Raw genomic sequence first — 13,958 nt, 5'->3', positions numbered from 1 at the left:
TTCAGGCCGGGTCGTTGCGGCGCAGCAGCTCTTCGGGCAGGTGCTCGATGTACTCGTCATCCGGCGGTGGCATCTGCAGGTGGTAGCCCTGGTTGTCGAGGTTCTCCAACACCTTGGTGATGTCTTCGCGGGCCAGCTTGCGTTCCGGGCTGAGCACCAGGTCGAAGGCATGCACGGGGGTGCCGAAGAACGGCAGCAGGCCTTCTGGCACGCGCTCAAGGCCGTCAGCCTTGAGCACGTACAGGTACATTTCGTTCTTGCGGGGGCTCTTGTAGATGGAGCAAATGCGTTTCATCGGGTCTCTCCGGCGCCTGCAAGGCTGTCCAGCAGGGCCTGGCCCATGCGCTCACGGCGCCAGCCGCGCAGCGAATCGGGCAATTGATAAGGGCCATTGGGGTAACCGCTCTTGAGCAGTGCCTCCAGGGCTTTTTTACGCAGCATCAGCTCAGGGGCAATGCCCAGGCGCTCGCCTTCGGCCTGGCCGATGGCGCGCAGCTGCTTGAGGATGCCGCTGGCTTCGATCGGCAGCGGTTCGGGCAAGGGCGCTGGCCACTGCTCGGCAGGCAGGCTGGCGGCGCGCTTGATCAGCTGGATAAGAAACTCACCGTCCTGACGAATGGTGCGCGGGTGCATCTCTTCGACCTTGGCCAGTGCCGACAGGTTGCTCGGCTGGTTCTTGGCGATGGGCCACAGCGAGTGTTCCTTGAGCACGCGGTTGCGGGGTACATCGCGGCTGCGGGCAGTACGCTCGCGCCAGGCGCACAGCTCACGCAGCACGGCCAACTGCTGGGGCGCCAGCTTCCAGGCCAGCTTGACGTCGCGGTACAAGGTGGCTGGCTCGACTTCGCGACGCAAGGCGGCGACCAGCTCGGCGCCATCCTCCAGCACCCAGGCGTATTTGTCGTCGCTAAGGCGCGGGCGCAGCACATTGTACAGCTCGGCCAGGTGCACGGCATCTTCGGCCGCGTAGCTGACCTGGGTGTCCGACAGCGGGCGCTGCAGCCAGTCGGAGCGGGTTTCGCCCTTGGGCAGGTCGATGCCCAGCACTTCCTGCACCAGGCGCGAGTAGCCCATGGAAAAGCCAAGGTTCAGGTAACCGGCGGCCAGCTGGGTGTCGAACAGCGGTTGTGGCAACTTGCCGGTCAGGCGCAACAGCACTTCGAGGTCTTCGCTGCAGGCATGCAGCACCTTGACCACACCGCTGTTTTCCAGCAGCTCGGCCAGGGGTTGCCAGTTGCCGATCAGCAGCGGGTCGATCAGGAAGGCCCGTTGGCCGTCGCCAATCTGGATCAGCCCGGCCTTCGGGTAAAAGGTGTCGACCCGCATGAACTCGGTATCGACGGCGACAAACGGCAGTTGCTGCCAGTCGCGGCAGTGTTCAGCCAGGCTCTGGTCGTCACATATCCAGTGAATTTCGATGGCCACAAGGCTCTCCCACTAACATTGGCGCGCAGTATATACGGCGCGGGCACTGCTGGTGAAACCCGGGCCATCCTTGATATCGATCAATGGTGCGTTTGCACGCAGGGTGTAGGCGTCAGCGCTTGGCCGTCAGCCACGGGCGGCAACTGGCGAACATGTCCAGCGACCGTTGGTAGACCTCGGTGTGTACCTGCAGCAGGCCAAGCATCGAGTGGAACAGGTTGTCTTGCGACAGCGGGGCGTCGCTGAGCTTGGCCAGGCAGTCGGTATCGAGGCCGAAGTCCTCCTTGTAGCTGTCGGAGAACCAGGTCAGCAGCGGAACGTGCTTCTGCTGCTCGGGGGCGATGGCGTACGGTGTGCCGTGCAGGAACAGGTTGTACTCACCCAGCGACTCGCCATGGTCGGACAGGTAGATCATCGCCGTGTCCACCTTGTCCTGCTTGCTGCGCAGGGTGTCGATCAACGAGGCCAGGACCTTGTCGGTGTAGGCCAGGGTGTTGTCGTAGCCGTTGATGATTTGCTGTTCGCTGCACTGGTTCAGGGCGTTGCTCTGGCACACCGGGCTGAAACGCTCGCCGCCTTCGGGGTAGCGCTTGAAGTACTCGGGGCCATGGCTGCCCATCTGGTGCAGCACCAGCACGGTGTCCTTGTCGAGGTTGTCGATCAGCGCATCCAGGCCTTGCAACAGGATCTGGTCATGGCATTCACCGCCGGCGCACAGTTGCGGGTCCTTGAGGTTGCTGACATCGATGAACTGCACGCGATCGCAAGTGCCCTTGCAACCCGACTGGTTGTCCCGCCACTGCACGGCAAGGCCGGCACGCTGGAGGATGTCCAGCAGCCCTTCGCGGTTCTTGGCGACACTGGCGTCGTAGTCCTTGCGCTGCATGCCAGAGAACATGCACGGTACCGAAACCGCCGTTTCCGTGCCGCACGAATGCACGTCGGAGAACGCCAGCAGGCCCTGTTCCTTGGCCAGGTTCGGCGTGGTATCGCGGCCATAGCCCAAGACACCGAAGTGGTCTGCCCGGGCACTTTCCCCGACCACCAGCACGGTCAGCGATTTGCGCTCATGTTTCTGCCAGGCCACATCACGCTTGGCATCTTGGCCGTAAGGCTGGAACGGCCGCGCTGCGGTACCAACCCGTTCGCCGACATAACCAATGGAGGCGCCCACGATATTGCTTGGGGTCAGCATCAGGCGCAGTTCGTGGTGGTTGCGAAGCAGCGACGACAGCCCTTGGTAGTTGACCAGCGCCACCGAACCCAGCGCCACCACGCAGGCACCACTCACCAGCAGCTTGCCAAGCAGTTCGCGCTGCCAGCGGCGGTAGGCGATCTGCGCCTTGCACACCAGCACCGAAGGCAACACCCCCAGCAGCAGGATGTAAGCGGCAAACTTGAACGACATCAGGTCGCGCACTTCCGCCACATTGGTTTCGGCCATGTTGCGGAACATGCCCGCATCAATAAGTACGCCGTACTGGTTCATGAAGTAAGCCACGCCGGCGCCACTGATGAACAAGACCACAAGTAACGGCTTCAACACATAACGGAAGGCAAATAAAGTGAGTACCAGGTTGAACGCGAACAGCATCAGCACGGCGAACGCCAGAATCAGCCACAACCCCGACAGGCCGGGGGGCACGACCGCTTGCAGATGCTCCCAAAGGAACATGTTGAAGCCGATCAGCAGGTACAGGCTGGCCAGCAGCGTGACCCATTCAGTCCGCAGGGATTTGAAATTGAGCATCAGTGTTCGCAATCAAGAGTGGTTATCAACCCCACGGCCCGACGGCACTGTGGGAAAGTTGGGCGAACTCTAGAAAGCGCACCATCAATTTTTTGTGAAAAAGTCGGTAACAATTTAGTGATGGCGAGGCTTTTGCCCGTTAATGCGGTTTTCTTCAGCTGCCGTTCAGCCTGCAGCCCGTGAACGGCTTGCGCAAAGACGGCTATCCTCAGTGGTCAGGACCCAATCGACAAACCTGACAGAGGTGAAGAAATGCCAGTTCCGCATGATCTGCTCGCTGACCTGCACATTACCGCTGAGAAGTTCCAGGCACTGATGGACAACGACCAGGCGCTGCATGCACTGCACAAGGAATACAACGCCAAGGACAAGGAGGTGGTGGCCGCCGAAGGCAACGGCACCAACGACGACGCCGTCAACCGCCTGCGCAAGGAGCGGTTGCTGATCAAGGACAAGATCGAACGGATCATTCATCCGCCCAAATCCTGACCGAGCATTTTCTTTGAATTCACCGGCCCTATCGCCGGCAAGCCGGCTCCCACAGGGGTCCCACAGTGCTGCGAACCTGTGATGCACCTGTGGGAGCCGGCTTGCCGGCGATAGGGCCGCAAGCCCTCACACAGCAACCAGCGCTTTCAACGCCCCATCCAGGTCTTCGATCAGGTCGCGGTAATCCTCGATCCCCACCGACAGCCGCAGCAGGTTCTCGCTGATGCCCATCACGCCCTTCTGCTCCGGGCTCAGCGAGCAGTGGGACATGCTCCACGAGTGGTTGATCATGCTCTCCACCCCGCCCAGCGAGTCGGCCAATACAAAGATCTGCAGCGCCTCGACCAGGCGGTTGAGCGCGGGGCGGTCGCCCTTGACCTTCATCGCCACCACCGCGCCGCCACTGCGCATCTGGCGCTTGCACAGTTCATGCTGCGGGTGGCTTTCCAGCCCGGGGTAATACACCTGCTCCACCTGCGCGTGGTTTTCCAGAAAGCGCGCCACCTGCAGGGCATTGGCGCACTGGCGCTCCATGCGCACATCCAGGGTCTTCAGGCCACGCAGGGCCAGGTAGCAGTCGAACGGCCCCTGCACCGCGCCGATGGCCATGCTGATGCGGCGCAGGCGCGCCAGCAGCGCGTCATTGGCCGCGACCACCACCCCGCCAGTCAGGTCGGAGTGGCCGCCAATGTATTTGCTGGCCGAGTGCATCACCAGGTCCACCCCCAGGTTGATCGGGCGCTGGTTCCACGGCGAGCAGAAGGTGTTGTCGATGCAGGTGAGGATGCCCTTGGCCCGCGCCAGGTCGCACACCGCCTTGATGTCGACCAGGTGCAACAACGGGTTGGTCGGCGACTCGATCCAGATCAACTGGGTTTCGGGCTTGATCGCCGCGGCCACCGCGCCCAGGTCGTTGAGGTCGACATAGGTGGTGGTCAGGCCTGAAGTACGGCTGCGGTAGTCTTCCAGGATACGGAAGGTGCCCCCGTACACGCCGTTCATCACGACCACGTGGGCATCCTTGGGCAGCAGCTCCAGGACCGTGGCGGTGGCATTCACCCCCGAGGCGCAGGCCACGGCACCCACGCCCTCTTCCAGCGCGGCTACGCAGGTTTCGTAGGCATGCCGGGTGGGGTTGCCCACGCGGCTGTAGGAGTACTCCGGCTTGTCGTCGAGGCTGCGTTTGGTGAACGAGCTGGCGGTGACGATGGCCGGGAAAATGGCATTGTCGGCAACACTGAACTGCTCGCCAGCGTGAATGGCACGGGTGGCGAAATTGCGCGGCTTGTCGGACATGGTCAGGCCCATCGGCAGAATGAAAGCTGCCACTATGGCACAAGCCAAATCGCCTGGCCTTGGGGTAACCTGTGAAATATTTTCCGGCACGGCCAGCACGCGATATGGACAGCTTCGACCAGCACATTCTTACCCTGCTTCAGCGCGATGCCTCGATGTCGCTCAAGGACCTGGCCGAAGCCGTCAATCTGTCCACCACCCCGTGCTGGAAGCGGGTCAAGCGCCTGGAAGAAGAAGGCTACATACTCGGCCGTGTCGCCCTGCTGGCCCCTGAACGGCTAGGGCTGGGGCTGACGGTGTTCGTCCAGCTCAAGACCCAGCGCCACGACAGCGCCTGGCTGGCGCAGTTTGCCGCGACCGTGACCGGGTTCGAGGAGGTGATGGAGTGCTACCGCATGTCTGGCGACTGGGACTACATGTTGCGGGTGGTGGTGGGGGATATTGCGGCGTATGACCGGTTTTACAAAAAGCTGATTACCAGCACCGAGGGGTTGTCGAACATTACCTCCAGTTTTGCCATGGAGCAGATGAAGTACACCACGGCTTTCCCGGTGAACCGTGGCTGATGGCTGTGGGGCATATTGCCGGTAAGGCGCACAGGGATTGCATCAGGGCTGACAGGTGGTTGCCAGGCGATATGCAGCGCCTGGGAGATCGAGCGCCGCCCGCGCGGCGCATCGCGAGCTTTGCTCGCTCCTACGTTTGTTTCGGGCCAATTATGCCTGGGGGATTGGCGCGCGAACGCTTTGGCGCATGCCTCAATATTGTGCCGGACAAACAAGGCGGTCGCGCGCACCTGGCACATGGGTTACTGGCCCGAAACAAACGTAGGAGCGAGCAAAGCTCGCGATGCGCCGCGCGGGCGGCGCTCGATCTCACAGGCGCTGAAGATCCTGCGCCTACCCCCGCCCGCGACAGGGCCCTTGCAGCCGCCCGTCAATCCGAGGCCAGCACCGCCGCAATCCGGTTCCCGGCCTTGGCCTTCTCCAGCTTGATCGCCACAAACTTCGAGGTCGGGGTGTACGTCCCCTCGCCATAACTCTCCAGCGGCACCAGCGGGTTGGTCTCGGGGTAGTAAGCCGCCGCCTGCCCTTGCGGCACGTCATACGCCACCAGGCGGAACCCCGACACCCGCCGCTCCACACCATCCTCCCACAGCGACACCAGGTCCACGTGCTCGCCCGGTTCGAAGCCCAGGCGGCGGATGTCGGCCTCGTTGACGAACACCACTTCGCGCAGGCCGAACACCCCACGGTAGCGGTCGTCCAGGCCATACAGGGTGGTGTTGTACTGGTCGTGCGAACGCAGGGTCTGCAAGATCAGGTCGGGCTTGTCCCCGCGGGCCAGCACCTTGGCGTTGACCAATCCCTCGGGCAGCGTGTGGGGCATGAAGCGCGCCTTGCCGGTGGCCGTGCGGAAGTTGCGCTCGGCAGCGTGGTTACCCAGGTGGAACCCGCCGGGGCTGTTCAAGCGCTCATTGAAACGCGCGAAGCCAGGGATGACGTCGGCAATCATGTCGCGGATGCGGTTGTAGTCGGCCACTGCATAGGTCCAGTCGATCGGCTGATTGCCCAGCGTGGCCTTGGCCATGCCGGCGATGATCCATGGCTCCGAACGCATGTGCGGCGAGCGCGGGCGCAACTGGCCATGGGAGAGGTGCACCATGCTGAAGGTGTCTTCCACGGTCACGCCCTGGGGCCCTGCGGCCTGCAGGTCGATTTCGGTACGGCCCAGGCATGGCAGGATCAGCGCGTCGCGGCCGGTGACCAGGTGCGAGCGGTTGAGCTTGGTGGAAATCTGCACGGTCAGCGCACACTTCTGCAGCGCGGCGTGGGTACGCGGTGTATCCGGGGTGGCTTGGGCAAAGTTGCCGCCCAGGGCGACGAACACCTTGGCCCGCCCCTCCTCCATGGCCTTGATCGCCAGCACCGCATTGTGCCCGTGGGCACGCGGCACACGGAAGCGGAAGCGTTTTTCCAGGGCGTCGAGCAGTGCTGCCCGGGGCTTCTCGTCGATGCCCATGGTGCGGTCGCCCTGCACGTTGCTGTGGCCGCGCACCGGCGACAGGCCAGCGCCGGGCTTGCCGACGTTGCCGCGCAGAAGCTGCAGGTTGACGATTTCCTGCACGGTGGCCACCGAATGGCGGTGCTGCGTCACGCCCATGGCCCAGCACATGATGACCCGCTCGGCCTTGCGGTACATACGCGCGGCCAGTTCGATCTCGGCCAAGGTCAGGCCAGACTGCTCAACGATGTGTTCCCACGCCGTGGCGTCGACCGCCGCCAGGTAGCCATCGATACCGCTGGTGTGCTCGGCGATGAAGGCGTGGTCGAACACCGGCGGTTCGCCCTTGGCCTGGGCCTCGCGTTCCCACTGCAACAGGAACTTGGCAATACCGCGCATGGCCGCCATGTCGCCCCCCAAGGCTGGGCGGAAGTACGCGCTGGAAGTCGGCTCGGAGCCATTGCTGAGCATTTCGAACGGGTGCTGCGGGTGCTGGAAACGCTCCAGGCCACGCTCTTTGAGCGGGTTGAAGCACACCACCTGGGCACCGCGCTTGACCGCTTCACGCAGCGGTTCGAGCATGCGCGGGTGGTTGGTGCCAGGGTTCTGGCCAATCACGAAAATGGCATCGGCCAGTTCCAGGTCGTGAAACACCACGGTGCCTTTGCCCACCCCCAGGGTTTCCGACATGCCCGAGCCGCTGGCTTCGTGGCACATGTTGGAGCAGTCCGGGAAATTGTTGGTGCCATAGGCACGCACGAACAGCTGGTAGAGAAACGCCGCTTCATTGCTGGCCCGGCCCGAGGTGTAGAACTCGGCTTCGTCCGGCGATTGCAGTGCGCGCAGGTGCCGGGCAACCAGCTCGAACGCTTCTGCCCAGGTGGTTTCCACGTAATGGTCGGTGGCTGCGTCATAGCGCATCGGGTGCGTCAGGCGGCCTTGGTACTCAAGCCAGTAGTCGGTCTGCTGCTTCAACGCGCTGACGCTGTACTTGGCAAAGAAGGCCGGGTCCACCGAGCGGCCGGTGGCTTCCCAGTTGACCGCCTTGGCGCCGTTTTCGCAGAACTTGACCATGTCGCTTTCCGGCGACTCGCCCCAGGCACAGCCAGGGCAATCGAAGCCGCCGTTCTGGTTGGTCTTGAGCATGGCCCGCAGGTTCTTGAAGGCGTTGTCACTGCCCAGCCAGCTCTTGGTCACGCTTTTCAGCGCCCCCCAGCCGGCGGCGGCGCCTTTGTAGTCCCTGATGTGTTCGTCCTGGCTCATGCGGTGAATCCTCACGCTTCGGTGCTTTGTTTCAGCCTATGGAGCGTGGGGCGGGGCGTCCAATCGAAAGATCTTACGGCGTGATAAGCGCTTTCGATCACGGCAGGCAGGCGACGCGCTGCCAGGCCGCATGATAGAGACCGTCGATCATGCAGTCGGACAAAGCAATTTGACGGCCCTGCGCCCAGGTTATAGCTTGGACAGAAATGCCCCCCTTCCCAGACGCGAGCGCGAACGTGGAACAGAACAGCCGGGCCCTGATCGACGGCTTCAACCGGAAAATCGACTACCTGCGGATGTCGGTCACCGACCGCTGCGACTTCCGTTGCGTGTACTGCATGGCCGAAGACATGCAGTTCCTGCCGCGCCAACAGATTCTCAGCCTGGAGGAACTGTTCCAGGTGGCCGAGCGCTTCGTCGCCCTCGGCACCCGCAAAATCCGCCTGACCGGCGGCGAACCCCTGGTGCGCCAGGGCATCGTCGACTTGTGCGGGCGCATCGCCGCCCTGCCCGGCCTGCGCGAACTGTGCCTGACCAGCAACGGCTCGCAGCTTGGCCGCCTGGCCCAGCCGCTGTTCGACGCGGGCGTTACACGCCTGAACATCAGCCTCGACAGCCTGGACGCCGACCGCTTCAAGCAACTGACCCGTACCGGCGACCTGCACCAGGTCATTGCCGGCATCGACGCAGCCCGGCAGGCCGGTTTCAAGCGCACCAAGCTCAACTGCGTGGTGCTCAAGGGCCGCAACGACCATGAACTGGTCGACCTGGTGCGCTTTGCCATCGACCGCGAGCTGGACATCACCTTCATCGAAGAAATGCCCCTGGGGGTGATCAGCGAGCATGAACGTGGCGAGTCGTTCTGCTCCAGCGATGAAGTACGGGCGCTGCTGGCTGAACAGTTCACCCTGGTCGAGTCCACCGAAACGTCGCAGGGGCCGGCCCGTTACTGGCGCCTGGCCGAAGCGGCCAACACCCGGGTCGGCTTCATTTCGCCGCACAGCCACAACTTCTGCGCCACCTGCAACCGCGTGCGCCTGACCGTCGAGGGCCGCTTGCTGCTGTGCCTGGGCAACGAGCATTCGGTAGACCTCAAGCACGTGCTGCGGGCCCACCCGGGCGACCCCGACCGCCTGGAAAAGGCGATCCGCGATTCGCTGCACCTGAAGCCCTACCGCCATCACTTCGAAGTCGGTGGCGACGTGCAGATCCTGCGTTTCATGAACATGACCGGCGGCTGAGCAGCTGCCTCTGGATTGCCATGATCGTCCACCCCGCACCCGATGTGTTGCGCGTGTTGTTCACCCTCAAGGGTTCGATCATCAAGCGCATTGCCCTGCGCTGCCTGATGGTCACCCTGCTGGCGGCACTGATCGTGCTGGTCGAGCGCCATTACCCGGCGTTTTTCTACCCGGTCAGCGCTACCCCATTCACCTTGCTGGGCCTGTCGCTGTCGATCTTCATGAGCTTTCGCAACAACGCCTGCTATGACCGTTGGTGGGAAGGGCGCAAGGCCTGGGGCAAGCTGATCATCGAAACCCGCTCGTTCGTGCGTGAGAGCGTGGTGATCGGCGATGAAGCACTACGCCGTGAGCTGCTGCGCAGCCTGTGCGGGTTTGCCCATGCGCTGAATGCGCGGTTGCGCAACGAAGACGACCTGGCTGCCGCCCGCCCATGGTTGCCCCGGCCCGAGGCGCTCAACCCGCACAACGTGTGCGACAGCATCCTGCGTGAGGTGGGCAGCCAATGCTCGCGGCTGGCCGAGCGACAACAGATCAGTGACTGGCGTTACAGCCTGCTGGAGCAGCGGCTGGTGGGGCTGACCGAGGTGCAGGCCACCTGCGAGCGGATCAAGGGCACGCCACTGCCGTTTCCCTACACACTGTTGTTGCACCGCACCATCTACATCTTCTGCCTGTTGTTGCCGTTTGCCCTGGCCGAGCCGCTGGGCTGGCTGGCGCCGCTGTTCACCACCATCGTGGGGTACACGTTCTTCGGGCTGGATGCGATTGGCAACGAACTGGAAGACCCGTTCGGGCGGGATGAGAATGACCTGCCTACCGATGCCATGGTGCGGACGGTGGAGAGGGATGTACTCGCGGGGTTGGGGGACCAGCAGTTGCCGCCGGCGTTGTTGCCGATGGGGCATGTGTTGAGCTAAGGGCCCTATCGCCGGCAAGCCAGCCCACAGGGATCGCCTTAGGGCTGACAGGTGTTTGCCACAAGGTATGGCAGCGCCTGTTAGAGCGAGCGCCGCCCGCGCGGCGCAATCGCGAGCTGCGCTCGCTCCTACGTTTGTTTCGGGCCAATTATTCCTGTGGGATTTGCGCGCGAACGCCTTGGTGCATGCCTCAATATCGCGCCGTACAAACAAGGCGGCCGCGCGCGCCTGTCACAGGCGTTACTGGCCCGAAACAAACGTAGGAGCGAGCGCAGCTCGCGATTGCGCCGCGCGGGCGGCGCTCGATCTCACAGGCGCTGAAGATGCTCCGGCTACCCTTGCCAGGAACCATAGAATCTCCCACAGGGACCACACAGATTTCAGAACCTGTGCAATACCTGTGGGAGCCGGCTTGCCGGCGATAGGGCCGGTACAGGCGAACGATCAGCCCCGGCTTGCACAGGCCTCGATGGGCAGCAGGTGCTTGACGAAGTTGCACGGCCGGTGCCGGGCATCCAGCTGCTCGGCCAGGATCCCCTCCCACGCAGTACGGCAAGCCCCGGTAGACCCCGGCAGGCAGCACACCAGCGTGCGGTTGGCCAGCCCGGCCAGCGCCCGGCTCTGCACGGTCGAGCTGCCGATATCCAGAATCGACAACGCGCGGAACAGCTCGCCAAAGCCATCGACATGTTTGTCCAGCAGGCACCCGACCGCCTCTGGCGTGCTGTCGCGGCCGGTAAAACCGGTACCGCCGGTGATCAGCACCACCTGCACCTGGTCATCGGCAATCCAGGTGGCCACCTGGGCGCGGATCTTGTACAGGTCGTCCTTGAGCAGCGCCCGTGCCACCAGGCGGTGGCCGACCTCTACCGAACGGCTGGCCAGCAGCTGCCCAGAGGTGTCGTTGTCATAGGAACGGGTGTCGCTGACAGTCAGCACGGCGATGTTCAGCGGTACGAAGACCGCATCGGGTTGGACGCGCACAACAGGAACTCCTTGAATGGCCTTGTCGCCACGCTAAGGGGATGCTCCGAGGGCGTCCAATCGATATGGCGAACCGTTCCATCGACAGGCTCTATCGCTGCCTGGAGGTAGCCTCAGCATCTTCAGCGCCTGTGAGACCGAGCGCCGCCCGCGCGGCGCATCGCGAGCTGCGCTCGCTCCTACGTTTGTTTCGGGCCAATTATGCCTGGGGGATTCGCGCGCGAACCCTTTGGCGCATGCCTCAATGTCGCGCCGTATGAAACAGCATCGCGAGCTGCGCTCGCTCCTACGTTTGTTTCGGGCCAATTATGCCTGTGGGATTTGCGCGCGAACCCTTTGGCGCATGCCTCAATGTCGCGCCGTATGAACCAGGCGGTCGCGCGCACCTGGCACAGGGGTTACTGGCCCGAAACAAACGTAGGAGCGAGCGCAGCTCGCGATGCGCCGCGCGGGCGGCGCTCGATCTCACCGGCCCTGCATTTCTTGTGACAAACACCTGTCAGCCCTGACGCGATCCCAGCGGAAGCTGGCTTGCCAGCGACAGGGCCCGCACAGGCACCATCAAACAATGGCCAGCCACCGCAGAGTTGGTTAAGGTCAACACACCCCGCATGCCAGGCACTTCCATGGACATCAAGCAGCTCAAGTTCCTCATCGCCCTCGACCAGACCCGCCACTTCGGCCAGGCGGCGGCGCTGTGCCATATCACCCAGCCGACGCTGTCCATGCGCCTGCGCAACCTGGAGGACGAACTGGACCTGGTGCTGGTCAAGCGTGGCCAGCGCTTCGAGGGCTTCACCGAGGCCGGTGAGCGCATTCTGGCCTGGGCCCGCACCCTGCTGGCCGCTCACGACGGCCTGCAGGCCGAAGCCGCCAGTTGCCGGGGCCAGGTGGTCGGCAGCCTGCGCCTGGGCACTGTGCCGCTGGCCAGTTTCAACCCCATGCACCTGCTGCTGCCGCTGCGGGAAAAATACCCGGAGCTGCACTTCCAGCTCAGTTCGCTGAGCTCGGAACAGGTCATCGACGGCCTTAGCCGCAACCAGCTCGATCTGGGCATCTGCTACCTGGACCAGGTCAACACCAGCTTCTTCGAAGTGATCGAGCTGGGCATCACCACCATGGGCCTGCTGCATGACACCCGGCACTTCCGGTTTGCCAGCGACAGCTTGCGCTGGGACGAACTCGGCGACATTCCGCTTGGGCTGCTGAGCAAAGGCATGCACTACCGCCAGTCACTGGACCTGAGCTTTCGCAGCCGTGGCCTGGAGCCCAATGCGGTGCTGGAAAGCGATTCGAGCTTCCAACTGATTCAGGCCATCAACACCGGCATATGCTGCGCGATCATGCCACTGGGCTGCGGCCTGGAAGACCTCAGCGAGCACTTGCGCATCCTGCCGGTGGCCGACGCCGCCATCCACAGCCCGGTCGGCCTGCTGCTGCGCCGCAGCGAGCCACGTTCGGCCATTGCCGAGCAGTGCTTTGCCGAGGCGCAGGCACTGTTTCAGGCGGGCTGATCGCTGGTCGCCTGGCGGTATTGGCGCGGCGTGAAGCCGGTCAGTTGCTTGAACTGGCGGCTGAAGGCGCTGTGGTCGGTGTAGCCGCAGCACATGGCAACCTCAGTGATCGGCAAGTCTGAATGCAGTAGGCGATGCGCGTGCTCCAGGCGCGCCTTGTGGATCATCTGCCGTGGCGTGAGGTGGAATACCCGTTTGCAATAGCGCTCCAGCTGGGCCACCGAAATGCCCGCGATGCGGGTCAGCTCGCGCATGCTTATCGGCTGGTGAAAATGCTGGCGGATATGTTCGTCCACCGCGGCCAGGCGCTGGTACGCAGGGTGGCTGTCGGCCGCTGACTGCAGGTCGACCGAGATGCCGACCAGGCCAATGATCTCACCCGCCTGGCTGTACAACGGGCGCTTGTGGGTCAAGCACCAGCCTGGCTCGCGGCTGCCGTACAGGTGCAGCTCCAGCTGGTCTTCCAGCACCAGGCCCTGCTTGAGCACACGGCGGTCCTGTTCGGTGTAGCCGGGGCCGAACTGCGCCGGAAACACTTCGGCGCTGGTCTTGCCCAGCAACGGTTGCAGGCGCTTCAGGCCACAGCGCTGGACCAAGGTGTTGTTGGCCAGCACGTAGCGGGCAGCCGGGTCCTTGATGAAGATCGCAGCGTTGGGGATGGCGTCGAGGATCGGCAGCAACAGCGAGACACCGGCCAGCAGGGCCTCGAGGGTGGCGGGACGGTGCTGGTCCAGGGAATGGTAGAGGGGTGCCAGGGGGGTGTCGGTCATCTGCTCGATCTCTGTTGGCTTTGTCGGCCCTTTCGCGGGCATGCCCGCTCCCACAGGTACCTCGCAAATCCCGAATCCTGTGCTGTACCTGTGGGAGCGGGCGAGCCCGCGAAGAGGCCGGCACTACTCACACATACCTACAGCCCTTATACGGTATGGCCTACAGCCTATTCCCCACCCTTGTGGCTGACCACTGCTTTTTCCCAACTGTGCCGATTTCGTCATGCCCCTTGCAGAAAACCATCAAGAACCGCCGCCCCGATCGGTCCACTCTATGCCCCACGCAAGCCGCCCAAGCCCTA

12 protein-coding genes are annotated in these 13,958 nt (G+C 63.5%); 5 read left to right on the top strand and 7 right to left on the bottom strand.

Going from position 1 to position 13,958, the window contains the following annotated elements; translation table 11 throughout:
* Position 1 precedes the first annotated feature (1 nt).
* The 3 genes from FPB55_RS06970 to FPB55_RS06960 all read right to left on the bottom strand — a co-directional run bounded on the left by FPB55_RS06970 (position 2) and on the right by FPB55_RS06960 (position 3,175).
* Complete coding sequence (locus FPB55_RS06970) at positions 2–295, bottom strand: YcgL domain-containing protein (RefSeq protein WP_009686808.1); 294 nt, start codon at positions 293–295, stop codon at positions 2–4.
* Positions 292–1,425 (bottom strand): ribonuclease D, encoded by a 1,134-nt coding sequence (gene rnd / locus FPB55_RS06965; protein WP_054881637.1) that lies wholly within the window; start codon positions 1,423–1,425, stop codon positions 292–294. Before rnd ends, FPB55_RS06970 begins: the two co-directional genes overlap by 4 nt.
* 112 nt (positions 1,426–1,537) lie before the next feature.
* Positions 1,538–3,175: a phosphoethanolamine--lipid A transferase gene (locus FPB55_RS06960; RefSeq protein ID WP_054881638.1), complete on the bottom strand. Its 1,638-nt coding sequence runs from the start codon at positions 3,173–3,175 to the stop codon at positions 1,538–1,540.
* Positions 3,176–3,427: 252 nt separating this feature from the next.
* Here FPB55_RS06960 and FPB55_RS06955 point away from each other — a divergent pair, with 252 nt between their 5' ends.
* Complete coding sequence (locus tag FPB55_RS06955) at positions 3,428–3,664, top strand: YdcH family protein (RefSeq protein WP_029886178.1); 237 nt, start codon at positions 3,428–3,430, stop codon at positions 3,662–3,664.
* Positions 3,665–3,790: 126 nt separating this feature from the next.
* Here FPB55_RS06955 and FPB55_RS06950 read toward each other — a convergent pair whose 3' ends face one another.
* Positions 3,791–4,972 (bottom strand): aminotransferase class I/II-fold pyridoxal phosphate-dependent enzyme, encoded by a 1,182-nt coding sequence (locus tag FPB55_RS06950; RefSeq protein WP_125855104.1) that lies wholly within the window; start codon positions 4,970–4,972, stop codon positions 3,791–3,793.
* A 92-nt stretch (positions 4,973–5,064) separates the two neighbouring features.
* Between FPB55_RS06950 and FPB55_RS06945 the strand changes: the two genes are divergently transcribed.
* Positions 5,065–5,526 carry an Lrp/AsnC family transcriptional regulator gene (locus tag FPB55_RS06945; protein ID WP_009686813.1) on the top strand — a complete coding sequence of 154 codons (462 nt, stop codon included), beginning with the start codon at positions 5,065–5,067 and terminating at the stop codon, positions 5,524–5,526.
* A gap of 370 nt (positions 5,527–5,896) precedes the next feature.
* Here FPB55_RS06945 and FPB55_RS06940 read toward each other — a convergent pair whose 3' ends face one another.
* Positions 5,897–8,227, bottom strand: a complete 2,331-nt coding sequence (locus tag FPB55_RS06940) for an FdhF/YdeP family oxidoreductase (RefSeq protein ID WP_144187867.1) — start codon at positions 8,225–8,227, stop codon at positions 5,897–5,899.
* 236 nt (positions 8,228–8,463) lie between these two features.
* On the opposite strand from FPB55_RS06940, the gene moaA reads away from it, so the two are divergent.
* On the top strand, positions 8,464–9,468 hold the full coding sequence (gene moaA / locus FPB55_RS06935) for a GTP 3',8-cyclase MoaA (protein WP_009686815.1): 1,005 nt from the start codon (positions 8,464–8,466) through the stop codon (positions 9,466–9,468).
* Between the two features lie 20 nt (positions 9,469–9,488).
* Positions 9,489–10,388 carry a bestrophin family protein gene (locus FPB55_RS06930; protein ID WP_144187865.1) on the top strand — a complete coding sequence of 300 codons (900 nt, stop codon included), beginning with the start codon at positions 9,489–9,491 and terminating at the stop codon, positions 10,386–10,388.
* 444 nt (positions 10,389–10,832) lie between these two features.
* Here the strand turns inward: FPB55_RS06930 and moaB are convergent, their stop codons facing one another.
* A complete protein-coding gene (gene moaB / locus FPB55_RS06925) occupies positions 10,833–11,372 on the bottom strand; it encodes a molybdenum cofactor biosynthesis protein B (RefSeq protein ID WP_009681692.1) in 540 nt (179 codons plus the stop codon).
* A 626-nt stretch (positions 11,373–11,998) separates the two neighbouring features.
* Between moaB and FPB55_RS06920 the strand changes: the two genes are divergently transcribed.
* Positions 11,999–12,886: a LysR family transcriptional regulator gene (locus tag FPB55_RS06920; RefSeq protein ID WP_144187863.1), complete on the top strand. Its 888-nt coding sequence runs from the start codon at positions 11,999–12,001 to the stop codon at positions 12,884–12,886.
* Here FPB55_RS06920 and FPB55_RS06915 read toward each other — a convergent pair.
* The gene (locus FPB55_RS06915; RefSeq protein WP_144187861.1) at positions 12,874–13,656 is read right to left on the bottom strand and encodes an AraC family transcriptional regulator; all 783 of its coding nucleotides are present in this window, start codon (positions 13,654–13,656) and stop codon (positions 12,874–12,876) included. The genes FPB55_RS06920 and FPB55_RS06915 overlap by 13 nt on opposite strands.
* Positions 13,657–13,958: the final 302 nt, after the last annotated feature.

It is taken from the genome of Pseudomonas sp. BJP69 (assembly GCF_007633355.1).
Lineage (GTDB): Bacteria > Pseudomonadota > Gammaproteobacteria > Pseudomonadales > Pseudomonadaceae > Aquipseudomonas > Aquipseudomonas juntendi.
This window is presented reverse-complemented; position numbering and strand designations above follow the sequence as displayed.